Origin of the sequence: Laspinema palackyanum D2c, assembly GCF_025370875.1 — a bacterium.
GTDB classification, from domain to species: Bacteria; Cyanobacteriota; Cyanobacteriia; order Cyanobacteriales; family Laspinemataceae; genus Laspinema; species Laspinema palackyanum.
Map to the genome: position 1 here is coordinate 17113 of NZ_JAMXFD010000008.1, position 26267 is coordinate 43379.

Sequence of the window (26267 nt, forward strand, 5' to 3'; positions counted from 1 at the left end):
ACAAACTAACTCATCCAACCTTTACCCCCGTTTTTCATCAATCTGTTTCTTGTAGTCCAGCACATCTTCATACCGCACCGATCGCGTTGTCTCCACTGTTTGGGAGGGTATTTCTCCCGAGTCCAGTAATTCCACCAAATACGGATGGGACACCTCTAAAATATTGGCCGCTTCTTGAGTCGTGAGTTCTGCGGGGAAGGAAACAAGGCTAACGGCTCTCCCCTGAGCCATCTGTTCTAAAATGTCAACCAACATCAGAAAAGCCGACTCAGGGATTGCGATCGCCTGAGTTTTCATTTCATCAGTCTTGATTATAATTTCGGGTTTCTTTCCCTCGGTGTAAAGTGCCAAAATCTGGCTAATTTCCTTCGCTAATTTAGCCTCTTCCTCTGTCGGAGGTAAAGGATACACAGATGTAAAATTAGAACCGTTCATCATCATAACCTCTCGTATGGCTTCAGTACAGCAGCAGGAAGACAAGCGAGCTTTTTGACAAAATCTCGGCCAAGAAAGCCCACAATTATCGCCAGAAACCCGGTTTCTTATCCCCTTTCTCTAAATATAAAGCCTCTAAAAACCCATCTCAAAAGGCAGCGTCTTAAAGGCTTTAGCTTGTCTTAAAATCATTAGTTAACAAGAAACAACCTTAACCTAAAACCCCCTAGAATTGTTGCAAAATTCTAAAAAGCCCCCCTTAAAAAGGGGGGTTGGGGGGATCTCTACAGTATTTTGCAAGAGGTCTATTAAGTGTGGGTTCAGGCAAAAAGCCCTTACAATTGAGCGGTTTGATACACCATCTCTTGGAAATGGATCTGATCCTCTCGGGGATCCGCATAAGCGACTTGCAGATCTAGCCGATCGCCCAAGGAAACCGCCCGAGGGAAACGCCATGCCAACTCGATGCCAATATCTTCCAACAGAATCAACCCGAGATTTTCATCCTCACGCAACCAGCGCAACACCACCGCCTGCCACACTTCCCCGGAATGACGGCGCAGATATTCCAAAATCCAATACCGATTGGTTTGGCGTTCCACCAAAGATGCCTCTCGCACCGCCATCCCGATACTCTGGACAATTTCCTGCACCTCTAACACCCCCAAGGGTAACGGGTCCCCCCGCAGGTGCGCTTTAATCTGGAAATGGGCCAATAAATCGCTATAGCGGCGAATTGGAGAAGTCACCTGGATATAAGCATCCAACCCCAAACTGGCATGACGGGAGGGAGTTGTTGCCATCTCGCTTTTTGGCATACAGCGCCGGATCGCACTCGATCGCACCGGACCCGCCGGTAAAATCAGCAATTCCTCTTCCGGAGGCAATTCCGGCTGAGGTTGGCCCCGAAAAGGAACCGGAATATTGTGGGTTTGGGCATAGCGTGCACCCAGTTCCCCAGCCAAAATCATCATTTCCGCCACCAATTGCCGAGACGGACAATCTTCCAAGAGTTGGACCGTGATTTCCTCATTCTCATCTACCTTGATGGAGGAATCCGGCATGGAAATAGTAATGGCCCCTTGAGCCACCCGCCACGCATGGCGACGTTTTGACCAAGCGGCGATCGCGCTAATTTCCGGTTCCGCTTGTAACCCGAGTTGCAACATCTCATCCACATCATCGTAAGTCAGCCGATAAGTCGGCTTAATCGTAGACACATGGATGCTATATTCCGCTACCGCGCCACTCTCCTCTAAAATCACCGAAAAACTTAGGGCCGCGCAAAGTTGCGACTGCACCAAACTCATGGGACCCGTTGCCAGTTCATGGGGAAACATGGGCACCATCCCCGTCGGCAGATAAACCGTAGTGCTGCGCCGACGGGCTTCTAAATCTAATTCATCCCCCGGAGACAGCAAGCGCGTCGGGTCTGCGATATGAATCCACAGCCGTTGACGGCCATCTTCCAGGTATTCCAAACTCACCCCATCATCGATTTCTAGGGTGCTTTCATCATCGATGGTATAGACCTTGAGATGGGTCAAATCTAGGCGGTTGTTTGCATCCAGATCAGGAGGCGGAAAATTCAAACACCGTTGGGCCACTTCCAGTACCTTGATAGAAAAATGAGTTGGGATCTGAGTTCGCCGTAAAACTAAATTTTCGTGTTCAGACCACACCTTTAACTCTACCAAAAGCTTAAAGGCAGCTTGGGGCGTATCGGTCCGGCCTAGAGATGAGAGAGTTTCCTTGGCTTGATTGCGTTCTCGCGCTTCTTCTGCCAGGGCCGCATATTTTTCTAGGGCTTCAATGCGGATGCGATCGCTACTTTCCCACTCCACCAGATCCCCAGCGAGTCGTTGCTGCACCCGGGCCACAAAATTGCCCCACTCTTGCTGTCGTTGGGTTTCTACTTCCTGTTGGTGCTTGAGTTCCGCAACCTGCGTGGCCGATCGCGGCTCATAGCGGTCCCCTTTTTGCTTGAAATAGAGCTTATCCTCAGACAGCAACAAGTAAGAGGCATAGCGATTAGGCGGCTCATTTTCTGAAAAGAGCAACATCGCCATTTCCCCGGGGTCAACCCCCCGGTTTTCCTCGACCAAGATTTCCCACGCCACCTCTAAACTATCCGGGTCGAGATATTTCTCTACTTCCTTGCGGAAGTTCGGGATATCGGAGGGTTTATAGGAACCTCCACCGATTTCGTAGGCGATTTGTCTGGGTGGAATGCTATTGGCTTGACCGTTTTCATCCACCACAACCCAGTTTTTCTTGCCATCCGGACGGTCGGCTACGGCTAGACGTCGGTCCCCGTTCAGCCGATATTCGAGCAGCGTTCCCTTTTCCACGATCGATACCCCAGCGTTTAGGTTTTAGACTTTAGATATCAGATCGCACCTAAAATCTAAAAGCCTTCAGTGCCACTATTTTTATCCTTCTTGGTTCACAAATGGCAACAAGGCGACAATTCTGGCGCGCTTAATTGCTTGGGTGAGTTCCCGTTGCTGCTTGGCGGTTAAGCCTGTAATCCGCCGAGGCAGAATCTTTCCGCGCTCGGTGATGAATTTTTGCAGCAGTTCTACATTTTTGTAGTCGATGGGTTCATCCGGTTTAATTGGCGAAACACGCCGACGGTAGTATGCCATAGCAGTTCAATCTCTGTACAGTTTTTTGAATGGACAAGTCACAGACTCTTAACAAATTGGGAGACGCCCCCTCAAAGCCCCAGTTGTTGCCTTGAGGATAAACGTCTCATCTATTTGATTTCTTTATGAACCGTCGGTTTGTTACAGTACCGGCAGAATTTTTTAAGTTCTAAGCGTGCGGTAGTATTTCGACGGTTTTTCTGAGTCGTGTACCGAGACACTCCAGCGGAGCGCTTGTCCGGATTAGTCCGGCACTCGGTACATTCCAAGGTAATAATGATTCGGACACCTTTAGCCATTAGGTCTCCCCGCTCCCAATAAGGACAGATTTAGACACGATTTATGATTATCTCATAGAATTGTCTATTTCGCCCATTTTCACTAGATTAAGTTTTCTTATTAGTCCGACTTCCGGTTAACAATCGTTAACCCACGCGGATTTGCTCTCCCGACTCCCCCAAGTTTAATCCTCGAAGTCGTCAAAGTCATTGCGATCGCCTCGATATGGGCGAGTGTCTTGAACCTCATCGCGATCGCCTCGATATTGCCGAGTGTCCTCAAACGAGCGACTGCTGCGATTTTGCTTAAATTCTTGATAGGCGCGGCGAAGTTTGCGATACGCCCGTTTTAACTTGATATCCAGGGAAAATCCTCGGAGGGTCCCGATAATCATCGTGTTGGCAATGCGATCGTGAAACGCTTGTCGGCGAAAGGGGTCCGAGGAAACTGCGCTACAGTCGATCGCCAAGGGAACGAGTAACAGCATCCCCACACCATGCCCGGGGTTCAGGTGGCTCAACCCGATCGCCACCAACACTGCACCGACACCGGCGATTGCCTCCCGCTTAAATAAATTCAGCAATAAGGGAGTCCGCCCAGATCGCAACTCGACTAGGGTAATATCCAGCGCCCAGCGCCCTAAACTTTGACCGTGATTGCGCCCGGGAAGGAACACCCGCATTACCAACCACAGGAGAAGGAACCAGAAGACTTGACTCCATGACATCCCCTCAACCGTGCGATCGCCTCCCAGGGAACTCAACAGCAACACAACCCAATAATCGATAATAAAAGCCGCCCCCCGTCGGGGGATCTCAACTTTAGGAAAGCGCTTATAAAAAGGATCCGTATCCATGATCCTGGAATAATCCTGAATGCTTACCCCTCTATAGTGACACGCGCCTCACTCCCCTGGGGAGTAACCCCGCCGAATCGAGTCCGGGTTTAAGAGCGCTATCCCCGCGATCGCCACAACCGAAACCCTCTCCCCGACAGAATTTCAGCCTTTGTTAAAAAAACATCTTGCAATTTAGAAAAGTCATGCTATATTGGATCATGTAGCTAACGCTGCCAACTGCGGGCATAGTTTAGTGGTAAAACCATAGCCTTCCAAGCTATTGATGCGAGTTCGATTCTCGCTGCCCGCTTTTTAGATATGTTGTCGGTTACCACATGATGGGTCGTCTTGCCCAATTAATGTGACTGAAATTGATAGACTGAATCCCTCTAGGCATAAAGGTTCAGGCTATTTTTACACGATCACGCGACCCCAAACTGGGGTTGACAAATTAAATGTCGTCTTTTGGAATTTTGACAAATTAGATATCGTTTCTTGTCAAAGGTAGTGGCAGGGGATTGTAAGTAGGCTCTTCTGCCCTGTGCGGCAACTGTTTAATCATTAATCAGATTGTCGCCACCGTGGGAGAAGCACCGACAACCTGATTGATTGCTAGGCGATATTAATTTGTCAACACCCTTTCAACGACATTAATCTGTCAAGACGAGAATTAATGTGGCAACCGATAAAAAGGGTATGAGACGGTAGCGATCAAATCTCTATCAATGGAAAGGTGTATGCGGCTGACTGGTTCGTTATCGTGAAATGAAGTAGCCATCATCCTCAGCAATCTGGAACAGGTTGGCTGTTTGGGTAGGCAGCACAATAATTAGATTTAGCATAACTTGATTCCATGCCAAACACGATAGAGATACTTCCTTCTTCACACTCGCCGAGTCTTTCCAAAAAGCAATCCCTACTAAATTATGAAGCAGCCGAGCGGCAATTTGTCAATTTGCTAGAAGTCGAGGACTTAGACAAGACGCTGGCGACAAAACCGTTACTGGTCAGCGATTTTGAAAGCGCGATCGCCGATGCAATTCAATCGGCTTACCAACAGGAACCGGGGGATGAAGCCGCTCACCGCTTCTTGCAGCGTGTGCTTTACCGCATCAACCGCCTCAACTTGTTTTGGTACGACGATTTAAGCCGCTACAACAACGAACGATCGCACTATTTGCGTTCTGTGCGCGATCGGATTGAGGAACCTTGGCAGCAGTGGGAAATCGCGCAAATCGACGTTGCAGCGCTGCAAAAATTGCCGGATATCAAACAAGCGCTGCGCGATCGCGCCGCCGCTGATGTCGATCCTCCTTTGAACGAGAGCGATCGCTATTTGCGGGAACAGATGACAGCAGACGGATACAGACACCTGCTGGCGATCGCCTCTTTCGACGGTTTAGTTGAAGCCAGCCGCCTTTCTCGCATCCTCGGCGGTGCTGGCAACGAAATTCAATGCACCCTTACCCGAGTGCTGATCGAAGAATACGGCGGCGGTCGCCTCCCCCGCAAGCACTCGACCTTTTTTGCTCAAATGCTGGCTGAATTCGATATGAGTACGGAACCGGAAGCGTACTTCGATTTAGTGCCTTGGCAAGTGCTCTGCGGCATTAATCACAACTTCCTGCTTACCGAACGCAAGCGCCATTTTCTGCGCTACAACGGCGGACTCACTTATTTTGAGGTGGCAGGGCCTGTCGCTTACCGCAATTATCTAGCCGCCGCCCAGCGTCTGGGCCTCTCGCAAGCTGCGATGGGGTATTGGGAACTACATATCAAAGAAGATGAGCGTCACGGTCGCTGGATGTTGGATGAAGTGGCGATCCCGCTGGTTGATAGATACCCGCAGGAGGCGTGGGAGCTGGTGTTGGGGTACGATCAGGAGAAGTCGATCGGCGATCGGGCTGCGGCTGCTGTAGTGCGATCGATCCAAGCCACAGAACAGAATTAACAGCTATATCCTAGGGTGGGTCAGAGACTGACGCACCCTAGGATATAGCTTAAAATGCTGTTATTAACTTAATTAGCTCCATCGACAAATCTCTTTGCGCTTTTTGCTGCTTCTTAAACAAAACTCCAGCCAGCAGATAGATATTTTCCGAATAAAAAGCCCTTCCCTGTTCTCGGAGAGTGGCGATCGCTCTTTTCACTTTGGGTTCCGAGCTATAATAGCCAAAATTTAAAGGTGCAATCTCAAAATTCGCAACCGAGTAGCCTCGCTTCAAGGCATAATCGAGCAAACCCACCGGATTAGAATAGCTAGAAACCATCAGCAAAACTTCGTCGCAGCCGAGAGATAAAAGTTTTTTAGCAATTGTACAACCATCACTCCCCCCGTGCAACAGCGGCTGGTAAATCTTATCATCCACCGCTGGCAAGTAAGGCGGATTTGAGATGATACAATCCGCTGACTCGTATAAAGGCGAATCAAAAAAAGAGCAATTGTTGACGCTGTATTGTTCGCTCAGTTCATATTCCTTAATTTGAGACTGAGCAATTTTCCACGCTACTTGATTTAGCTCAAATCCCTGTATTGTCCCGTCAAAATCCGTTCTCAGCAAAGACTTAATAACTGGACTTCCCTCTCCTGAACCAAACTCTACAATAAGTCGAGAATTATCGCTGGCATTTAACACTAAACTTTCCAAGCAGTGCGCGTAAAAATCCGATTCTTCCGGGCAGTGGAATACCTGTTTAAGGGGAGAAGATAAACTGAGCATAAATTCTGGACCAAAGTTGACTATTTTAAAAGTTGACTATTTTAAAAGTATCTAATCATTAATATTGCCGCCATCTATCCCCAGAGCTATTTTATCAAATTGGGAAATCTCTATTCCTGTTTTACAGGCTGTCATCTAGTAACTCTTACTTCAGACATATAATAAATTTAACTAGATTAATCCGATGGACAGATTGCAATTAGAGCGATTGCTGTTGAGATAGTACCTAAGCAACTAATTGTAAATTTAAAGAGTGTCAGATATGACCTTTTCTAATTATTTAGTTCCGCTTATCGGTTGCCACATTATTTGTCGTTTTGACAGATTAATGTCGTTGAAAGGGTGTTGACAAATTAATATCGCCCAGCAATCAATCAGGTTGTCGGTGCTTCTCCCACGGTGGCGACAATCTGATTAATGATTAAACAGTTGCCGCACAGTGCAGAAGAGCCTACTTACAATCGCCTGCCACTACCTTTGACAAGAAACGACATCTAATTTGTCAAAATTCCACAAGACGACATTTAATTTGTCAAACCCAGTTTGGGGTCGCGTGATCGTGTAAAAATAGCCTGAACCTTTATGCACAGAGGGATTCAGTCTATCAATTTCAGCGACATTAATTTGGCAAGACGACAAGTAATGTGGCAACCGACAATTATCCATCCTTAAGCTTATATTTATAAAATGTAATAATACTTTTTTACAAAACTTATAAGATAAAATTATAATATAGGAGTATTGTTAAACAATAAGGAGGAGATATGAAGCCACTTTACAAACCAGGGAATATAACGCCTGTGAGTGGTCAATACGAGTTGACGGGGCCGCGCGGCGGCAGTAAGGGGCCGGAAATTACGTCGATTAAAGGAAACCCCCTGCCCCCTACACCCGAGCCTAACCTATATTACAAGTTAGTGGATAAAACCAAACACAAAGGTGGATAAGCAGTTCCTGGCTGCTGTCCATTAATTGCTAATGGCTCATCAGTTTGCGTCTGATGAGCCATTTTTTATGATAATCGGTGACGCCCTCAACGATCCATAAAAATCGCCTTTCCAGTGGAAAATTGCCACCCTACTCGATTCCCGGTAGCGTTAACTGAATCGGTTCTGAGTTGTCCGATTCGGGGGGTTCAGGCGGTTGTGCTTTCTTCCTTCCCCGCTTTCCTGTTCCTTTGGGGGTTTTCTCCGTGGATTTTTTAGCGGTTTTGGCTTGGGGTGGGTTGGCGCGTTCCTCGCGAATGCGATCGAGGAGTACCGAGGCGGGTTCGTCGTTGGGGTCTTGGGGGACGAGTTCACCTCGAAAGGCTTTGGCGAGAATGGATTGGGTGAGTTGGTCAATATGCGCTTTGGCTTTTTCGTAGCGTTGTTCGATGCGATCGGCTTTTTGGAATAGTGCTTCCACTCGCCGGACAATTTCTTGTTGTTCGGGGAGGGGAGCAAGCGGAATAACAATATTATTAATTTTACTAACACTAAGTGTATGCAAACCACTTGTAGAACTAGATAGTTGCATCATCACCACGATTGCTTGAGGGGAATTTAGATAAGTTAGCAAGAAGCTTGGCTGAACTATAGATAATGGCCTGCTTCTAATAATGTGATTTTGATGAACACAGTTTTCTATATCCCCATTCCAAATAGCGCATCTCCCAATTTCTTTGGAGCTACCATTGCCTTCGACAATAAGTAAATCGCCTGCTTGTAATTTCCATGTATTTAATTCTCTGGAATTGAATATTTCAAAATACTCAATATTATCAAGATTTAGATAGCCTCGGTAAACGTTGGCAACTCGCAGATAAGGATAAGGATTATTTTTAGGTTTTCTTTTGGGTGTTTTTTGAATTCCTCCCTGAGTTTCCGTAATAGAACCTAGAGAGGTGACACACCAAGAACAGGGTAAATTGATATCCAGTTCAAAATCTACAGAAGAATCTTGATTGAAAGGAGTTTTCGGTTTTCTCCTTCCCTCTGCTTTAGCCTTGGCACACTCCTCCTCATAACGCTGTTGACTTTCCTCCTGAATCCGCTTTAATAGTTCTGATGCGGGTTCAACATCGGGATTTTGTTTGCGCCAATCGGCTGTGAGGCGACCGGAACAAGCCGCAGCTAAGACCGATTGACGAAAGCGAGTCAGGATGGTGGGGATTTTCTCTAATCGCTGTTTGCAGGCGTCCACTTTTGCCAGCAGCTTTTTCAGCTTGGCAACAATGCGCCGTTGTTCGTTGAGGGGTGGTAAGGGGACTGGCAGAACTCGTAGATATTTTAAAGGAATAAATTTTTGTGTACTTCCCTTTAAAAATTCTTCATTTTCTAGAAAGTTTTTTAAAAATTCGCTTTGTAGCCAATGTTTTAGATATAAGGAATTTATAGCAGATTCATTTTTTTTAAAAAGCGCTACATTTTTAATACTAAATTCTATCTCGGTCTCAACAACTACAGGATTCCCAATTGTTCCAATCATTGCCATCAATATATCACCTTTATCTACTCCTGAACGTAGGCTTATTTGTTGATGATCTTCATCGCTAATTTTTTTAGTATTTACAAAATCTATACAATTATTTTTTAGATTTTTTGAAGTAACTAATGGAACTCCATTAACAACATATTTTGGGGTATCATGTGTCCCGTCTCTGACGGAAGCACAAATCTCGCTGGTAATAGTCCAAACCCACCCCTGAGAAAGTTCAGGTAAATTTTGGAGACCTCGACTTCGATCTGTCCTACTGTCAACCATTCCTAATCCTCCCCATCCAACTCCATCAATGCCAAAATATCCTTTAAATCATCCACCACCGCTTCTAACTCTGCGATCGCCTCTCCAGTCTTGCAGTTCCAGAAAAGCGATTACACCAACGTATTAGGTAAACTCTTCTGGAAAACATCCCCATTCCCTTGCATCCCTTTCAGAATACTTGTCAAAAATTTTATCATCTATTCTGTATTCTATAGCATCTCAGTTTTAGGCTTCCCAGTCTTCTAGGCGTAACCCTTCCACTCGTTCAAACTCCCGAACATTATGGGTTACTAAAATCAGATTATTCACTAAAGCGATCGCGGCAATTTGGAGGTCATAGGGACCGATGGGCATTCCTAAAGCGGCCAATTGAACACGAATCCTCCCAAAAATACTCGCTGCGGCATCATCAAACGGTAAAGAAATAAACTGATTTAAAAATACCTCCTGTAGCGCCCGTGTGCGAGCAGGGTTTGAGATTCTCATCGCTCCATAAAACAATTCTGCTTTAACTACAGAACACACCGCAATATCCCGGGGAGATAAATGCTCTCAATGTTTCTGTATTCCAGAATTGCGACGATTTAGATACAGAATACAGACATTTGTATCTAGCAAATAAATCAATCAAATACCTCCCTAACCTCATATTTCCCTTGATCATATCTGACCAAGGGCTCATCTGCTAAACAGCCTGCGGTCTGTTCAAAAAAACCAGGAGGCCAGCCTAATTCCTCTGGGCGTTGAGTGACGGGGGGTGGACAAGTGGCTTGATAAATAATAGCTATTTCCAACTCTTGATTCGCTAAATTTTGAGGCACTTGTAAAACTACTTTTCCTTCCCCATCAGCCCGGATTTTGAGTTTTAGAATTTCCATTTTATATTTTGCAGGTTCAATTTATAAAGGTTGAAAAAATTATAGCTTAATTTTATCTAACGGTGTGGAGTCCGCCATCATCATTGAGGTTTTATAAATAGTCATTGCCATCCAACTCCATCAAAGCCAAAATATCCTTCAAATCATCCACTACTGCTTCTAACTCAGTAATAGCTTCACTCGCCAAGTCTTGGGGTTCCGGCAAATTATCCGCATCCTCTAAACTCTCATCCCTGAGCCAAGTCAAATCCAGTTTGTAATCCCGTTCCTGAACTTCCGCTAGGGAAAACCGTCGAAACCGCCCTTCGAGTCCCAAATCTTCCCGCTTGCTATTTCCATTCGGGTCATCCCCATAACAGCGCTCGAATTCCGCAAAATGCTGGGATGTCAAAGGGCGCTCTTTCTTCGTTACCCCCGGCACATTGGAACGGGCATCAAAAATCCACACCGCCTCAGTGGGTAAACCTTTCTGCAAAAACACCACATTCGCTTTCACCCCTTGAGAATAAGGCGTAAAGGTTCCCCGAGGCAAGCGCAATACAGTATGCACGTTGCAATCCTGCATCACAATTTTAAACACTTCTCCCGCCTTATCCTCAAACAAGCAATTATCCGGCAACACCATCGCCGCGCGTCCCCCGGGTTTGAGCGTCGTCAAAACGTGCTGGATAAAATTTAACTGTTTGTTACTCGTCTCAATGGTAAAGTCATCCCGTCCCGGCGCTTGATTCGCCCCTTTTGTGCCAAAGGGCGGATTGGTCAAAATGCAATCATAACGTTCTGCGCGATCGGCTTCGTAAATCGCATCCCCGAGATAAATCGTCGGTTCCAACCCCTGCAAAAATAGATTCATCAACGCCAAACGCCGGGGACGGGGCACCAAATCTTGTCCGTAATAGGTTTGGGTTTTGATTCGCTTAATGTCCTTGCGGTCAAAAACGCCCCCCGTCTGTTCCATCAACCACTGATACGCCACCACCAAAAAACCCCCAGTCCCACAGGCAGGGTCGCAAATCTTGAAATGGGGACTCACCCGAGGGTCTGGTTTCATTAACCGGACGATGGATTGAATCAGTACCCGAGGGGTAAAATACTGTCCCGCGCCTTTTTTCCCTTCGCTTGCCGCCTTTTCCAGCAATCCCTCAAACGCCTGCGCCTTCACGTCCACATTTAGGGAGGTCCACTCTTCCTCATCAATCATGGCAATCAGGCGTTTGAGGTTCACTGGATTGTTAAACCTCGGCATTGCCTGGGTGAAAATATCCCCCAGTAATCCCCGTTCCTCCCGCAATTGCCGCAGGATATCCAAGTAATAGTCAGCTAAATCCGTCCCGGAATAGGATTTAAGATTGTCCCACTCGCACCCCTGGGGAATCTTAATCCCCTTCTCATCCGCCATTTTCAGAAACAGCAGATAGGTCAACTGTTCGATATAGTCGCCATAGTCAATCCCATCATGGCGGAGGGTATTGCAAAATCCCCAGAGTTTATTTACGACATCCATTCTTAATATCCATTGAGCTGACAACCCTGGAAAAGGGATTTTAAAGGGCAATTTCCCGATTAATTTGGGCAATCAATGCCTCTAACTGTCCCTGAAACACTTTTTGCGCTTTTCCCAATCCCCCATAACGCTCGAAAATCGGGGCATATTCAAAATCATCTATCTCAACTGTCAAGTTTTGCACCAGATATTCGCCGATGTAACCCAACCACTGCAACTGTTCCGGATTAAACTCCTTGCCTGCCATCACCCGCGCTAACGCCCGGTTTACCCGTTCCTGTGCGGTGTAAATCGGTTCATCTGGGCGCGTGGCGTGTTTCACCATTGAGATGATGTCAGCCAAGGCTTTATTATGCACCAATTGGTGTGCGCGTTGAAGTTGCGGTTCAGAAAACTGATTTTTCTGCAAAACCTGCCGCAGTTCCTCCAGGACCTGGGAATTCCATTCCTGGGGACGTTCCTGTAAAATCCGCATCGCCTCAATCTGGGAACTATTCTCCCGCACAAACCGAGAAAAGCTATCCAGGTAATCTTCGGGTTTTTTGCCTTGAATCACGACTTCAGACGAGACTTGATCCTCACCCTCATACCCCACTAAAAAGGTCTGTTTGGCTTTGGGGTAATTCTCCAAAACATCCTGAAACCCAGGATTTTGCAGCAAATTCAGGGTATTGGCGAAGTCGGTTTCCATCCGTTCCGGCAGACTGCGGGCAAATCCCCCGATATCCCCATCCGGGATATAGTTAGCAAACTGCTGTCTCGCCTCTTCACTCATGTTGCGATGGATGCGATGCAGTCGTTTCGTAAATGCTTTGAGAGAAGACTCGCGATCGCGATTCTGCACGATATTTTCCATCACCTGTTTCACCGAGACACTCTGCTGACGCAGGGGTTCGATTTTAAAATTGCTAACCTCGGCAAAATACTCGATTAACGACCCGCCAAAACAATCGAAAATTGTGAAATGAGTTTTGTTGATATCCCCACAGAGGCGCGTCCCCCGTCCCAACATTTGCTCCCAGAGAATTCGCGATTTCACCGGGCGCATAAAGACAATAAATTCTAAACTCGGAATATCTACCCCGGTACTGAGCATATCCACAGTAACCGCAATTTTAGGCTGAGGACGGTTGCGAAACTCCCGAATACATTGCAAAGGTCGATCCACTTTTCCGGTGATTTTCTGTACGAATTCATCCCCTCTGGCAAAGACTTCCTTGCAAATTCTCACCACTTGGTCTGCATGGGAAATATGGGCTAAATCATTCACCGCAAATATCAAAATTCGGGGAAACCGCCCGGTTTCTTGTTCATGGCGAGACGCATATTTAGCAATCTCTTCAATAATCTTGCGATTGCTGTCAGGAATAGTAATTTTTCGCTCAATGTCAGTGGTAGAAAATTCCCGCTCGTCTTCTAATTCATCGTAAACCTCTTCACCCGTTTCCCGGTCAATTCTGCCCACCATTTCCCCTTCACGGACAAACGTGCCATTTAAGCGGATATCGGAATGAATATCGATGCGCTCATAATCCACTAACCACCCATCTTGGATTGCCTGTTGAGTGGTGTAGCGATACACCACTTCGCGAAATAGAGAGACGGTATGCGCTGCCGGGGTAGCAGTCAAGCCAATTTTAATCGCATCAAAATAGTCAATGGTTTTGCGCCAAGAACCCACCTCGCTAGAGGTATATCCCCGATGGCACTCATCGGCAATAATTAAATCAAAGGCATGAATGGGGATATCTAGTTGTTCGGCATCGCTTTCCTCTTCAACATCCCCCGTTTCCCCTTCGGCACCTGTCCCTTTCCCAAACAGATTGATCGTCATCCGTTGAATGGTGGAGACATAGACAAAGGTATGGGTTTCGTTGGGATTCGTTAAGTAAGCACTGGGTAATACTTCCGGGTTAAAGGATTCTTCTTCCCCAAAATCTTCTCGCCGAAATTGCTGGCTGTAAACTTCGTATTCTTTATTAAATTTGTTGCCGCGTGGGGTATCAAATGAGGCAAATTCTCGGACGGCTTGCGCTGCCAAAGCACGGCGATCGACTAAAAATAAAATCCGCCGAGCTTTTTTGGATGCCAGCAAACGGTAAACTTGAGACACGGTGCAGAAGGTTTTCCCGGTTCCGGTTGCCATCGCAATCAATAAATGTCGCAACCCTCGGGATATCGCCTGTTCCGTTGCTGCGATCGCCTTTTCCTGATAGGGACGCAATCGGGTATTTTCGGCGATCGCATTCTCCAGAAACCAGCGATCGCAGCTTTCCTCATCCCGCTTGAACAACTCAGTTAAGGCATCGGCAGAATGAAAGGTGGTAATCTGACGAGACAGATTATTTTCCTGGCGCACATCGAGAAAATAAATCAATTCTCCATTACTGGAAAATAAAAACGGCACTCGATACCCACGCCAGTTCCCCACCCCCTGAAACGTTGTTTTAGAATACCGCTTTGCTTGCGTTAACACCCCTTCAGCACCCAAGGATACTCGCTTCGCCTCAATGAACCCCAGCAACTGACCCTGGACGAATAAAGCATAATCCGCAGGACCACTGGCAGTCGGATATTCCTCAACGGCATGGCATTTCAGTTGGCTGGTATCCAATCTGTCACTATAGGGGATGATTTGCCAAGGGGGATTGAGTGCCTGGAGCTTTTTGTTAATGCGATCGCGTCTGGTAATGGATTCCGGTTCTTTGCTCATGATGGTGTCGCTACAGAAGTGCAAGTCTCAGAGGTAGGATGCCACCCCAAATCGACTCGTTACAATCTCCCTCCCAGCTTAACCCTCAACGGGCGATCGCCCAGGTTTCGCGATCGCGTGATGTTCCGGTCAGTTTTTCTAAAGGCGATCGCCTTGACAGAGGATTAAACGTCACTGGAGACAGTTTTTTCCATTGGTTAATCACAATTAATCGGATATCTCGGAGTTCTTCGCCACAGTGAATATCCGGGTGTTCACAGGTTAAAAAAGCTAAGTTTTGTTCTCTGCCTTCTACTAAAAATTGAGGGAGAACAACGGTGTAAGTTTGAGTGGGTTTGAGGAGGCGATCGGCTATCATCCAATTATTATCGATATCCTGCTGGACATTCGCCGTTTGCAAATAACCCCCAGTCCCTTTATTCTCGATTCCTTGGTTCAAAACTTGTTCTAGCAGACTCCCTTTCATTTCAACTGCCATCACCAAACCCGGAAAAGGCAACAGTCTGAGGATATCATATTGGGTAATCGGACCGGGTTCAATCACGTCATCGATCCGAATTGCGCCACTATTCAGAATTGCTAAATCAGCATTCTTTACTTCATTTAACAGAAATTGAGTGAGTAATCTGGTCAAGTTGGTGGGTTGATGGCGAATGCGGCTATCTAACCCATCCAGGGACTCGGTGAGGGTGGCAATCACTTCATCAGGATTAAATCCATTATCTCGAAAGGCTTGATATCCTTTTTCTAGCCATTCATTGATGATTTGCCTCACGGTTAAATCTTCAGGGATGGATTGAGTAATGGGGACTAATTCTGAAATAATATTGAGCTGTTGAGTGGTCGTATCATAGCTTAAACGGTGAACATATACAGTTTTCGCATTGGCATCGGACTTAAAAATCGGGGTGAGATTAGCACCGCGCCAAACCTGAATATTTTCATGTTCATGACCCCCGAGAATGAGGTCAATTTCTGGGATAGATTCGGCTAATTGTTTATCCTGTTCAAAGGAGAGATGGGTGAGGGCTACCAGAATATCCACTTGGCCTTGCAATTGCTGAATTTGAGTTTTTGCTGATTCAATTGGGTCAGTATAGGTTACATAATTTCTCCGGTTTAAATCCAGGGTTACCCCGATTAATCCGACTCTAACCACTGTACCTTGTTCGCCCGCTATTTCAAAGATGATAGACCGAGGGACTTGCTGAAAGGGTTCTGCAAATTCATTGGAAACGTTTGTGGAAAACCATTGAAAATTAGACTCTTGCAAGCGAGCATAAAATTGTTCTTTTCTGAGGTCAAATTCGTGATTGCCAAAGGTGGCATAGTCGAGTCCCAGGGTATTCATCACGGCGACCATTTGCTGACCGGCGATCGCCTGTCCCTCGATTTGAGCATTTCCCAGTCCAGAAGGACTCAACAAATCACCCGCCAACAGGGTAAAAGTATGGGGGTTTTCCCTTAGTAATTGCTGTCTCAATGTAGCGACTCGCGCCAATCCCCCCCGAGCATTTTCATTCTGAGGTGGTGTGATTTCATTGATGTCATTGAGATGAAGCAAATTCAGGTTAACAATTTCAGCAAAAACAGGAGTGGCGAGCAGAATGCTGAATCCAGATAAAATGAGGCTGCAAGTTTTCCAAATCTGTAGGCGTTTCATGAGTCACCTCGTTATCATCAAGACCGGAAAGACGCAATTCGAGTGATTTAAAAAGGCTTGAATGGAGTGATACTAGAAATAGGTCGTTATTTTTTTAAAATAAATACTCTATCCAAGCCGATGTTTTAAAATTGGGAGTTAACCCGGGTTATTTTTCGCTGAAGACGACATCTTCATAAATCAAGTCTATAGGAACCCGAAACTCTATACTGGTCAGTTCTATTTCATCCCCTTCTCCATAAGTAGAAAGTTCCCATAACCCTTTTTCATTCAATCGGAAACACTCCACCATTTTTTGGTTTGCGCTCACTAGGAGATACTCGCGTAAGGTAGAAATCTGCCGATAGTTCTGAAATTTTTGGCCTCGGTCAAATCCCTCGGTTCCTGGAGAGAGAACCTCGGCAATTAAACAAGGGAAGTTAATCACCGTTTTGGCAAGTTTATCCTGTTCATTGCAGGTGACCATGACATCAGGATAATGGAAAGGTCCAGATTCAGAAACCCCGAGTTTGGAATCGGCCATTAGCACCTTAAATCCTTTTCCCCGCAGATGATTTTTGAGTGCAGTGGTTAAATTAACGGCTATTTCGTTATGAGCAATTGTTCTTCCAGTTAGGGCCAGATTTTCACTATTTATCTCTTCATTTTTAGCAAAAACCTTGCCATTCATATATTCATATTTGAGGGGTTGTTTTTCCTCCCATTCTAAGTATTCTTCTGGACTCATATAATTGTGGTTGGGATTAGCAATCATGATATTCTCCTAAGTTTTGATGCTTTATTTTAATTTTTTATGACTTTCAGTTTACCAAATCGGTTGTAACGTTAGGATAAAACCCGGTAATACTTCTTCTCCGGATAGGGTGGAAGGAGACTGTAATACTTCCACTGGGCGATTTTTACGATAAATCTCGACGGTTTTGGTTTCGGGGTCGATTAACCAACCTAAGCGCAATCCGTTGGTGAGGTATTCTTGCATTTTGGAACGGGTGGTTTGAATTTCATCGGTTTCCGAGACTAATTCCACGGCGAAATCGGGACATAAGGGTAAAAATTTCTTCCGTTGTTCTGGGGTTAATGCTTCCCATCGTTCTAGTTTGAGCCAACTGACATCAGGCGATCGCACTGCACCATTCGGCAACCTAAACCCAGTAGAGGAATCAAAGGCTTTCCCCAGGCGGTTTTGGCGGTTCCAATCCCACAATTGGCCGCTTAATTCAAAGTTGCGATCGCCTGTTTCACCTCCAGTGGGTGGCATAATGATTAACGCTCCATTTGCAGTTAATTCTAACTGTAAGTTTTGATTGATTTGCGCTAATTCTGCGAACTGTTCTACAGTCATTTTTAACGCGGGTTGTAGATTTAAAGTAACTTCCATCCTTCCCCCTAAACCTTTTTCTCTTGTTTTTTTATAGATTAACAGTTACCCAATTGGTTGTAAATTTAGGATAAAATTTGGTAATACTTCTTCCCCAGATAGGGTTGGAGGAGATTGCAAAATTTCTACTGGCCGATTTTTACGATAAATCTCGACGGTTTTAGTTTCGGGGTCAATTAACCAACCTAAGCGCAATCCGTTGGTGAGGTATTCTTGCATTTTGGACCGGGTGGTTTGAATCTCATCGGTTTCGGAGACTAATTCCACGGCGAAATCGGGACATAAGGGTAAAAATTTCTTACGCTGTTCTGGAGTTAATGCTTCCCATCGTTCTAGTTTGAGCCAACTGACATCAGGCGATCGCACGGCACCATTTGGCAACCGAAACCCCGTGGAGGAATCAAAGGCTTTACCCAGTCGTTTTTTGCGGTTCCAGAGTCCTAAATCGATATAAATTTCAAAGTTTTTATTTCCCGTTTCTCCTCCAGTGGGTGGCATAATGATTAACGCTCCAGTTGCGGTTAATTCTAGTTGTAATTCTTGATTAATTTGCGCTAACTCGGCAAACTGTTCTGGAGTCAGTTTGAGCGCCGGTTGTAGATTCAATGTGACTGCCATTCTTCCTCCGGGATGCTTGTTTAGGGACTCAGGCAGGACAAGGGTATCCCCTGTCCTTACCTGTGATTTTTAGGGTTTAGAATTCATCGGAATAACCCCCTTTCATATTTCCTCCACCCTGTTCGTTATCCTGTTTAGAACCGAGCAAATCTAGGCGTTCGACTCTGATTACGGGTTTAGAACGTTGGACGCCGCTGGAACGGTCATTCCAATATTCAAATTTTAAACTTCCGCTGACACCGATTAAACTCCCTTTTCGGACATATTGAGCGGCAACGTCTGCTGTTTTACCCCTGAATTGTTACAGTCGATTAGCCAGTCACCTCGCTAACCTCTGATTCAAAACCGCACATGAGAGTTTCCCCTCATACGGCTCCTCAGTGATTTGGTGCGCTGATATAAAAAGCCTCTTTTTGGGGTCAATTTCCGGTTAAAGAATGCCCTTAACTGGGTTGTTTTCCCCGTTTGACTCTGCCATTTAGTTGCTCCCAGTAGAGATGATATGCTCGGTGATAACTCCCGGTCCTTCTGCGTCCCCAATGCATGACGATTTGGTGCAAATCATGATGGAGTCTCTTCAGGAGTTTCGTGCTGCCTGGATGCGGATTTTGGTTGCGCCAATCTTGAATAATGGTGTGGATTTTGGGGATTAAATCTTCCAGTTTAGCGGTTTTATTGGCTTTGAATAGCCGTGATATTTGTTGGGTACAATTGCGAATTTTTTTGGCAGCCCGAACCGAGCGATCGCCTTTTTTCTCCCCCAATTTTTTATCCACCCCTTGGAGTTGAGATTTCCTACAGTTCCCCTGACAACCGGCTCTATTTCTATCCGGGTAGGGATGAACTTTTTTCAGGTTTTCTCTAATTGCCAGACATTTTGCGGACCAAGAGCGTGCCAGGGTTTTTTGCAGCTTGCAAACGGCTTTTTCATCTCCACGTTGAGCGGCTCTTAAAATTCTGTTTTGCAACTTAAACACGGCTCGTTCTAGCTTACGCCAGTTGAGGTTGTTCCATTCCACCGGAGTCGATTGACTGGTATTAGACATTTGCATTGCAATTGATGAATTTTTCTCCAAATCACCGTGAGACTATCAGCATATCCATAACCATTACAGTTAGGCTTTGGCTTCGGTCTCAATCCTCGTCGGATGACATTATCCGGTTAGCACCTACTTAAAATATCGACCGATTTTAAGAAATGTCATCGACTCCCCGTTCCGAATGTTCATTGATTTGAGGCGTTAGGGTGGTACTATCCGCCGAGGGTGTGGGGGATGCAAATTGCTCCATTTAGATGAGCAATTCCAATCTGTCAAACTTCGGTTGAAGATGACAATTTAACCCTAGGTCATTTTGACGCCAGCGTATCAACCTCTTTCGCTGGGACTGGTTAACGACGGTTGCATACCTTTGCATTCAGCTACCCATAACCTCTTGCTAGAAGGGATTTTCGGTAAGGGTCCGAATGACCTCCGTTTCCTCCTTTGCTGCCACCGTTGAATCTGCTAGTTTCAAGGGTGAGGAGGATGCTTTCACTCTTGCATCCGAGAGGGTTGGACTTGAGGGGTTGAAGGATGTTGTTTTCTCTTCAACGGGATATTATAATTTGCTCTCACCAACATGAACATTCAGTTATCAAGGGTTTGGGAATTTCCCCAATTTCCTTGTAGTTAATCCCCCTTATTTTTGGAAAATAAGGTTTCTAACTAACGGGTCACACCTAAATTAAACCAGTCGGGGGTGTCACTGTTCCGAGTAGGACGATTGACGGCTAGGGTAACATTACAAACAACATCGCCCGACTCGAAATATTTGACATTTGGATCTTGGCCTGCTCGACCAACTAAGGTGACTACATTTAAACTCATAAGCATGACGAGTAAGGGTCAATTTATTAGTTTAGCATTCGGTTCTGTGGAGAAAGTGAGGATTCAAGATTTTAGCCGATCGCCTCTCGTTGCCTCTGCTTGCCTCCCAGGAGAATCCAGTCCAGGGATCCCGATCAGGGGTGGGCACAGGCGTAAGCAACCCGAGGTAAAACGGGTAACCCCAGGCAAAATCCCGGGTTGACATCCGGAAAAGGGGCTTGCATCCCTGGGCGATCGCAACTTTTCCCGGGAATGTTCTAACCCCCCTACCCAGATTGGGTACTATTGATTGAGGGTGGTTACTCAGACGGTGGGGCGAAAGGAGTTTATTGTAGTGTTATGGATAACGCAATCCCTGAACTAGATAACATCAAGAGTCAATTGAAAAGTCGAGAGCGCAGAAAAAAACCGAAAATGCTGGTTGTCGATGATGAACCCGATAACCTGGATTTGCTCTATCGCACCTTCCGGCGAGAGTTTCAGGTCCTTAAAGCCGATAGTGGGGCCAGTGCTTTAGAAATCCTCTCTCAAGAAGGGGAAGTGGCGGTGATCATCTCTGATCAGCGGATGCCGGAAATGAAGGGAACCGAGTTTCTCAGTAAAACGGTCCCCCAGTTTCCCAATACCGTGCGGATTATCTTGACTGGATTCACCGATATTGAAGATCTCGTTGAAGCCATCAACTCCGGACAAGTCTATAAATACATTACTAAACCGTGGGACCCCAATGAACTCAAAACCGTGGTTCAACGGGCGGCAGAAACCTACGAACTCCTCAAACAACGGACAGAGGAACTGCGACGCGCTCAAGCGCAAACCAATCTCCTGATGACCATTGTCGGCGTTGCTCGCTCTGCTAACAGTTTAGAGGCTTGTCTACCTCCCTTGGCTCAAGCATTTGGGGAAAACTTTTCTCCGGATTACTGTATTTTACAGTTGGTGGAGAAAAATGCTTTAACTGAGGCCCAAAGCTCCTACAGTAAAGATGGCACCATAGAGAACTGGTTGCAGGATGACCCGTTGATTGCCCAGGCGATCGCCTCGGGGAATGTTCAGATCGCCGTGGATATTGCCAAAGACCCCGATCTTGCCGCAGTCCCCCACTACCAAAGTTGTGGGATCCAAGCCCATCTCGCCATCCCGATTGATTACCGCAACGAGCAAATCGCCGTCTTATCCCTGCAATGGAAAGAACCCTCTATCCTGCGCGAGGATGAACTGGAATTGTTGCATCTATCCGCCCAACAGGTGGCCCTAGCCCTAACTTGTACTCGATATCATCCATGACCCCTCCTGCTGTTGAAACAACCACAGACGCCGATCGCATTCAAACCCTCTTTAACCGCATCGCCCCCGTTTACGATCGCCTCAACGATTGGTTAAGTCTGGGACAACACCGGATCTGGAAATTGATGACCGTCAAATGGAGTCAAGCCAGTGCCGGTGATACTTGCTTAGATTTGTGCTGTGGCAGTGGGGACCTCGCCCAATTGCTGGGGGAACGAGTCGGCAAAACCGGACAGGTATTCGGCGTGGATTTCTCCTGTGCTCAACTGGAAATCGCCCGTCAGCGATGCGCTCGCCTCTACCCCCCGCGAACTATCCAATGGATAGAAGCAGACGCCCTCCATCTCCCCTTTGCCGACAACTTTTTTGATGCGGCAACAATGGGATATGGATTGCGGAACGTCACCGATATCCCACGCAGTCTGCGGGAACTCCATCGCGTTCTCAAACCCGGTGCAACCGCAGCCATTTTGGACTTCCATCGCCCCAACAATCCCACCCTCAACGCCGTTCAGCAGTGGATTCTTCAAACCATCGTTGTCCCCGTTGCCACCGCCAATGGACTCCAGGATGAATATGCCTACATCCTCCCCAGTCTAGAAAAATTCCCCCAAGGACCCGAACAAATCCGTCTGGCAAAACAAGCCGGATTCGCCCAAGCCACACATTACCCCATTTCAGGTGGCATCATGGGAGTATTAGTCGTCACTAAACGTCTCAGTTGAGTATTGAGGAGGAGGGGTCAACCATTCACCGTTACCCGTTAACCCGCGATGCTTAACGAGGAAACGCTGAATTGCGAATGGATCTCTTGTCTCTTTGGCCTTACATTTTACCCCCGATCGCCGGGGGAATTATTGGTTATTTCACCAACGATTTAGCCATTAAAATGCTATTCCGTCCCTACCGTGCCTATTCTTTCAAGGGACGGCGCGTTCCGTTTACCCCAGGTTTGATTCCCCGCAACCAGGAACGATTAGCCGAACGGATTGCTGCTACAATTATGGGGTCTCTGCTCACCCCCAGCGAGTTGCAAAAGTTGGCGAAACGACTGCTGGAAACCGAACGAATCCAGGCAGCGATTCTCTGGTTACTGGAATTGGCCCTGACTCAACTCAAATTGGATACGGAGCAGAAAACCGCTAAAATCCTCTCCGGTATCCTGCGGGATTTGTTGGGAGAATCCTTCCCTCGGATGATTCGAGTCCTAGCCCGATCTGAAGATTTCCTAGAACCCCAGATTAACCAAATTTTCGACCTGGTGCTGCTGGAGTTTCAACTGACTGAAAATCAAGCCCAACAACTCTCTGACTGGTTACTCACGGCGGTTCTGCCTCCGGATGTGGTGCGGCAAACCTTGGTTGATTTTCTGACCGATCGCAATATTACCGCCATTGATGAGGGGTTTCGCGAGAAAAGTAGCGGGACCTACTGGGTGGTTGCCAATTTACTGGGGTTGCGGAATACCCTCACCCGTCTGCGGACCTTTTGCCTAGACGAGAAAGAAGATGCTAATGCTCGGATTGCGGAATTAATCAAGACTTTGGGGATACGCGCTCGTTTGCAGGAATGGTTGCATAATGTTTCCCTGCAAAATTTACCCGTCTCTACGGTTCGCCAACTGAGAAAAACCCTCAAAGAAAGTATCCGCACTTATGTCCAAACACGCGGGGGAGACTTGATTCAGGGGTTAACTCATTCGGTGAATTGGGAAAATGTGGCAAACTTAATTCTCAAGCGTCTCCAAGCCTCTTCTGTGGTGAATGCCTCGTTAGGATTGGTCAGTAAAGAATTAGCGTTAATTTTAGAACGGTATTTGGAACGAGATTTAGAAACCCTGGTTGCTAAAGCGATTCCGATTATGAATATCGATCGCGTGATTGTGGAACGGGTGCGGAATACTTCAGCAGAAGAACTCGAAGGCGCGATTCAAGGCATTGTCAAAAGTGAATTGCAGGCGATCGTCAATTTAGGCGGCATCCTCGGGGTGGCGATCGGGTTGTTGCAAACGGTGATTCTGCTGTTGCGTTAAAAACCCTCCGAGGTCCTAAAATTTTCCCCAGACAGGTCCTCTCCTTGACCGGGGGAAAGCTCGTTCGCCAAGCGTCTCGGAACGAGAATCGCCTCTTTGGGAAGGGTGACAATAAAGGTTGCACCCTGTCCGAGTCCGGGACTTTCAGCGGCGATCGTGCCCCCGTGGAGTTCGACTAAATGACGGACGATCGCCAATCCCATGCCTAGACCCCCATGCGATCGGGTAATCGCGCTATCAGCTTGGCGAAATCGCTCAAATATATAGGGTAAAAACTCCGGCGCAATCCCTGAACCCGTGTCCCGAATGATAATTTGCGCCTGGGTGCGATCGCCTTGTAAGACCACATCCACCCGTCCCCCCGTGGGAGTAAACTTAATCGCATTGGACAACAGATTCCACACCAACTGCTGTAAGCGAGCTGGATCTCCTGAAACTAGGGTGACTTCAGGTGCAAAAGCCGCGCAAATGGAAATTTTTTTAGCATCCGCTGCCGGTTGCACCGAGGCGATCGCATTTTCAATCGGTGCAGTCAAGTCCACCGGACGCACTTGAATCCGAAACTGACCCGTCATCATCCGCGAAACATCCAATAAATCCTCAATTAATTGAGTCAGCGCCTTAGTATTGCGCTCGATGCTTTCTAAAGCTCGTCCGGTGGTAGTCAGATCTAATTTCCGCATTTGCAACAACTGACTCCACCCCAGCATAGAATTCAGAGGGGTTCGCAATTCATGAGATAAGGTAGCTAGGAACTCGTCTTTCATGCGATTGGCTTGGGCGAGTTGTTCGGCACGCGCCGCCAATTGTGCCTCTAAATTCTGGCGTTCTGTGATGTCTTCATGAACGATCACCAGTTGGCGAATATTGCCGTCGCGATCCTTGACGGGATACATATAAGCTTGAACCCAAAACTCTTTCGTGGGATCTGGAACAGTCTCGGGTAAGGTTTTATGGAGTTCATACCGGACTGCTGGAATCGCGACGCCTTCTCCCTCGAAAGCTTTTTTGATATAAGGCATGATGCCTTTTTCCACGAGTTGCTGATCCTGGAGAATATTGTAATCTCCCAGTTCTGCTAAGGTGATTCCCCAGAGTTGTTCCCAGGCGCGGTTTACCTGGAGTGTCTGACCCTCGGGGGAGAGAATTTGGGTGCTTAAGGGAGACTGCTCAATTAAGGTCCGGAAACGGGTTTCAGAATTTTTTAGAGAAAGCTGGGCTTGTTTATTTTCGCTCAAGTCGAGGACAAAACTAACCGCCAATTCCTCGGTCCCGCCCAAATATGCGGTGCCTTGGAGGACGGGAACTCTTGTGCCATCTTGGCGGATATATTCTTTCTCGAAGGGAGGATGAGACCCGGTGGCTTTCATTTCAGCGATCGCTTCTTCATCGCCCTGGCGATATTCCAAGGGGGTAATGTCCCACCAATTCACTTCGGAGACGGAGGTATTGGAGTATCTCAAAAGGTTGAGAAAGGCATCATTAGCTTCGACGATGTTGCCTTGGGTATCGTGAATAATGATGCCGATAATATTGGCATCCACGAGGCGGCGTAGTCGAAATTCGCTTTCCTTCAGAGCAGTTTGGGAGGCGCGCAGTTGCATGGCGACTCGTTCTGCTGCATAACGAGCTTGGGTTTGCGATCGCGTTAGGAAAAATAAGATTGAGGCGATAATGAGTCCACTGACAAAGATATAGGGAACCAGGTTTCTACCGGAGAGTTGGTCGAATTCTGGGGTGGAGACAAAGGCGATCGTCCAGGTTCGTCCCGCCACATCCAAGGTTCGCATTCCCCGAAATCGGGGGCGATGAGAGTGGCTATTTCTCCCTTGATATTGCTGGGAGGAGTGCAGTAGAAACTCGGGGTTGAGCTCAGTTCCGTCATAAATTTCAAAATCCACCGTGGGATATTTTTCTTTGGCGAAAATTCCCATGAGGAGATTATCAACGCGAAAGGGACTGTAGATAAAACCCAACAATTGCGCTCGGCGATCGTCAACACTCTCAGGGATGCCGCCAGTGCGATAAATCGGCAGATATATCAGAAAACCGGCTTGTTTGTATTCGTCCTCAACCTCCTGGACCAACGTCACCGGCCCAGATGCTGCCGCCACCCCGGTATCCCGGGCCCGTTCCATTGCCGCCCGACGCACGGGTTCAGTGAACATATCGTATCCGATCGCCCCTCGGTTCCTGGCATCTAACGGTTCCAGATATAAAATCGCATGATATTCCGATCGCTCATACTCTGGGGTAATCGCCAAACGTCCTGGATTGTAAGTTTGAATTTCTGCTAGGATCCTCTCGGTTTCTTCCGGATTGACGCGCAGGGAAAAACCAATCCCCTGGATTCCCGGATACCGTTCTGGCAGTTCCAGATTATAAATAAACTGATGGAATTGCTCGCGACTAACCGTTTGATTCGCTGCAAATAATCCCCTCCCCGCACGCAGTAAGGCCAGGTAAGTGTCAAGCCGCTTCTCTATGCTGTCCGTCGTCCGCTCGATGGCATTCTGGAATCGCAACCGCTCTTTAGATTGGGACGTTCGGTCAACCGTATAAGAGGCCAGAGCAGTCAGCAGCAATGTTACGACTAACACGAAATACGGGATCCATGTCCGGCGCGAGCCTGCCGATTTCCAGGATAGGTCCGATCTCATG

General features: G+C 46.9%; 22 protein-coding genes, 1 tRNA gene and 1 pseudogene. 5 read left to right on the forward strand and 19 right to left on the reverse strand.

What is annotated here, in order from left to right; translation table 11 throughout:
* Positions 1-21: 21 nt before the first annotated feature.
* From NG795_RS11855 to NG795_RS11875, 5 genes are all read right to left on the reverse strand, one after another.
* Positions 22-435, reverse strand: coding sequence for an excisionase family DNA-binding protein (locus tag NG795_RS11855; protein ID WP_367288879.1), 414 nt, complete (start codon positions 433-435; stop codon positions 22-24).
* 335 nt (positions 436-770) lie between these two features.
* Positions 771-2786: a ribonuclease catalytic domain-containing protein gene (locus tag NG795_RS11860; protein WP_367288880.1), complete on the reverse strand. Its 2016-nt coding sequence runs from the start codon at positions 2784-2786 to the stop codon at positions 771-773.
* A gap of 81 nt (positions 2787-2867) precedes the next feature.
* Positions 2868-3083 carry a 30S ribosomal protein S18 gene (rpsR, locus tag NG795_RS11865; RefSeq protein ID WP_015147529.1) on the reverse strand — a complete coding sequence of 72 codons (216 nt, stop codon included), beginning with the start codon at positions 3081-3083 and terminating at the stop codon, positions 2868-2870.
* A 110-nt stretch (positions 3084-3193) separates the two neighbouring features.
* Complete coding sequence (gene rpmG, locus NG795_RS11870; RefSeq protein ID WP_015147530.1) at positions 3194-3382, reverse strand: 50S ribosomal protein L33; 189 nt, start codon at positions 3380-3382, stop codon at positions 3194-3196.
* 164 nt (positions 3383-3546) lie between these two features.
* A complete protein-coding gene (locus NG795_RS11875; RefSeq protein WP_367288881.1) occupies positions 3547-4218 on the reverse strand; it encodes an RDD family protein in 672 nt (223 codons plus the stop codon).
* A 221-nt stretch (positions 4219-4439) separates the two neighbouring features.
* Between NG795_RS11875 and NG795_RS11880 the strand changes: the two genes are divergently transcribed.
* A tRNA-Gly gene (locus NG795_RS11880) sits at positions 4440-4510 on the forward strand.
* Positions 4511-5053: 543 nt separating this feature from the next.
* The gene (locus NG795_RS11885; protein WP_367288882.1) at positions 5054-6151 is read left to right on the forward strand and encodes an iron-containing redox enzyme family protein; all 1098 of its coding nucleotides are present in this window, start codon (positions 5054-5056) and stop codon (positions 6149-6151) included.
* A 49-nt stretch (positions 6152-6200) separates the two neighbouring features.
* Here the strand turns inward: NG795_RS11885 and NG795_RS11890 are convergent, their stop codons facing one another.
* From NG795_RS11890 to NG795_RS11950, 13 genes and pseudogenes are all read right to left on the reverse strand, one after another.
* Positions 6201-6836, reverse strand: a complete 636-nt coding sequence (locus NG795_RS11890) for a class I SAM-dependent methyltransferase (protein ID WP_367288883.1) — start codon at positions 6834-6836, stop codon at positions 6201-6203.
* A 1161-nt stretch (positions 6837-7997) separates the two neighbouring features.
* Positions 7998-9665: a restriction endonuclease subunit S gene (locus NG795_RS11895; RefSeq protein ID WP_367288884.1), complete on the reverse strand. Its 1668-nt coding sequence runs from the start codon at positions 9663-9665 to the stop codon at positions 7998-8000.
* A gap of 225 nt (positions 9666-9890) precedes the next feature.
* Positions 9891-10190, reverse strand: a complete 300-nt coding sequence (locus NG795_RS11900) for a PIN domain-containing protein (RefSeq protein WP_367288885.1) — start codon at positions 10188-10190, stop codon at positions 9891-9893.
* A gap of 98 nt (positions 10191-10288) precedes the next feature.
* The gene (locus NG795_RS11905) at positions 10289-10543 is read right to left on the reverse strand and encodes a hypothetical protein (RefSeq protein ID WP_367288886.1); all 255 of its coding nucleotides are present in this window, start codon (positions 10541-10543) and stop codon (positions 10289-10291) included.
* A gap of 91 nt (positions 10544-10634) precedes the next feature.
* Positions 10635-12047, reverse strand: coding sequence for a class I SAM-dependent DNA methyltransferase (locus tag NG795_RS11910; protein WP_367288887.1), 1413 nt, complete (start codon positions 12045-12047; stop codon positions 10635-10637).
* 40 nt (positions 12048-12087) lie between these two features.
* Positions 12088-14760 carry a type I restriction endonuclease subunit R gene (locus NG795_RS11915; RefSeq protein ID WP_367288888.1) on the reverse strand — a complete coding sequence of 891 codons (2673 nt, stop codon included), beginning with the start codon at positions 14758-14760 and terminating at the stop codon, positions 12088-12090.
* An 85-nt stretch (positions 14761-14845) separates the two neighbouring features.
* The gene (locus NG795_RS11920) at positions 14846-16423 is read right to left on the reverse strand and encodes a bifunctional metallophosphatase/5'-nucleotidase (protein ID WP_367288889.1); all 1578 of its coding nucleotides are present in this window, start codon (positions 16421-16423) and stop codon (positions 14846-14848) included.
* Between the two features lie 148 nt (positions 16424-16571).
* Entirely contained in the window at positions 16572-17177 is a 606-nt protein-coding gene (locus NG795_RS11925; protein ID WP_367288890.1) for a Uma2 family endonuclease, read from the reverse strand.
* 51 nt (positions 17178-17228) lie between these two features.
* Positions 17229-17801: a Uma2 family endonuclease gene (locus NG795_RS11930; protein ID WP_367288891.1), complete on the reverse strand. Its 573-nt coding sequence runs from the start codon at positions 17799-17801 to the stop codon at positions 17229-17231.
* Between the two features lie 45 nt (positions 17802-17846).
* Positions 17847-18419: a Uma2 family endonuclease gene (locus NG795_RS11935; RefSeq protein WP_367288892.1), complete on the reverse strand. Its 573-nt coding sequence runs from the start codon at positions 18417-18419 to the stop codon at positions 17847-17849.
* Positions 18420-18495: 76 nt separating this feature from the next.
* A pseudogene (locus NG795_RS11940) lies at positions 18496-18711 on the reverse strand (single-stranded DNA-binding protein); the annotation flags it as partial.
* Between the two features lie 151 nt (positions 18712-18862).
* Positions 18863-19471 (reverse strand): reverse transcriptase N-terminal domain-containing protein, encoded by a 609-nt coding sequence (locus NG795_RS11945; protein WP_367288893.1) that lies wholly within the window; start codon positions 19469-19471, stop codon positions 18863-18865.
* Between the two features lie 654 nt (positions 19472-20125).
* Entirely contained in the window at positions 20126-20293 is a 168-nt protein-coding gene (locus NG795_RS11950) for a single-stranded DNA-binding protein (RefSeq protein ID WP_436836049.1), read from the reverse strand.
* Positions 20294-20626: 333 nt separating this feature from the next.
* Here NG795_RS11950 and NG795_RS11955 point away from each other — a divergent pair, with 333 nt between their 5' ends.
* The 3 genes from NG795_RS11955 (at position 20627) to NG795_RS11965 (ending at position 23606) form a co-directional block, all read left to right on the forward strand.
* Positions 20627-21574: a response regulator gene (locus NG795_RS11955; RefSeq protein WP_367288894.1), complete on the forward strand. Its 948-nt coding sequence runs from the start codon at positions 20627-20629 to the stop codon at positions 21572-21574.
* Positions 21571-22299, forward strand: a complete 729-nt coding sequence (gene ubiE, locus NG795_RS11960) for a bifunctional demethylmenaquinone methyltransferase/2-methoxy-6-polyprenyl-1,4-benzoquinol methylase UbiE (protein ID WP_367288895.1) — start codon at positions 21571-21573, stop codon at positions 22297-22299. Before NG795_RS11955 ends, ubiE begins: the two co-directional genes overlap by 4 nt.
* 77 nt (positions 22300-22376) lie before the next feature.
* Entirely contained in the window at positions 22377-23606 is a 1230-nt protein-coding gene (locus NG795_RS11965; protein ID WP_367288896.1) for a DUF445 domain-containing protein, read from the forward strand.
* Here the strand turns inward: NG795_RS11965 and NG795_RS11970 are convergent.
* Positions 23603-26206, reverse strand: coding sequence for a CHASE domain-containing sensor histidine kinase (locus NG795_RS11970; RefSeq protein WP_367288897.1), 2604 nt, complete (start codon positions 26204-26206; stop codon positions 23603-23605). The two genes, NG795_RS11965 and NG795_RS11970, sit on opposite strands and share 4 nt — an antisense overlap.
* Between the last annotated feature and the right edge of the window lie 61 nt (positions 26207-26267).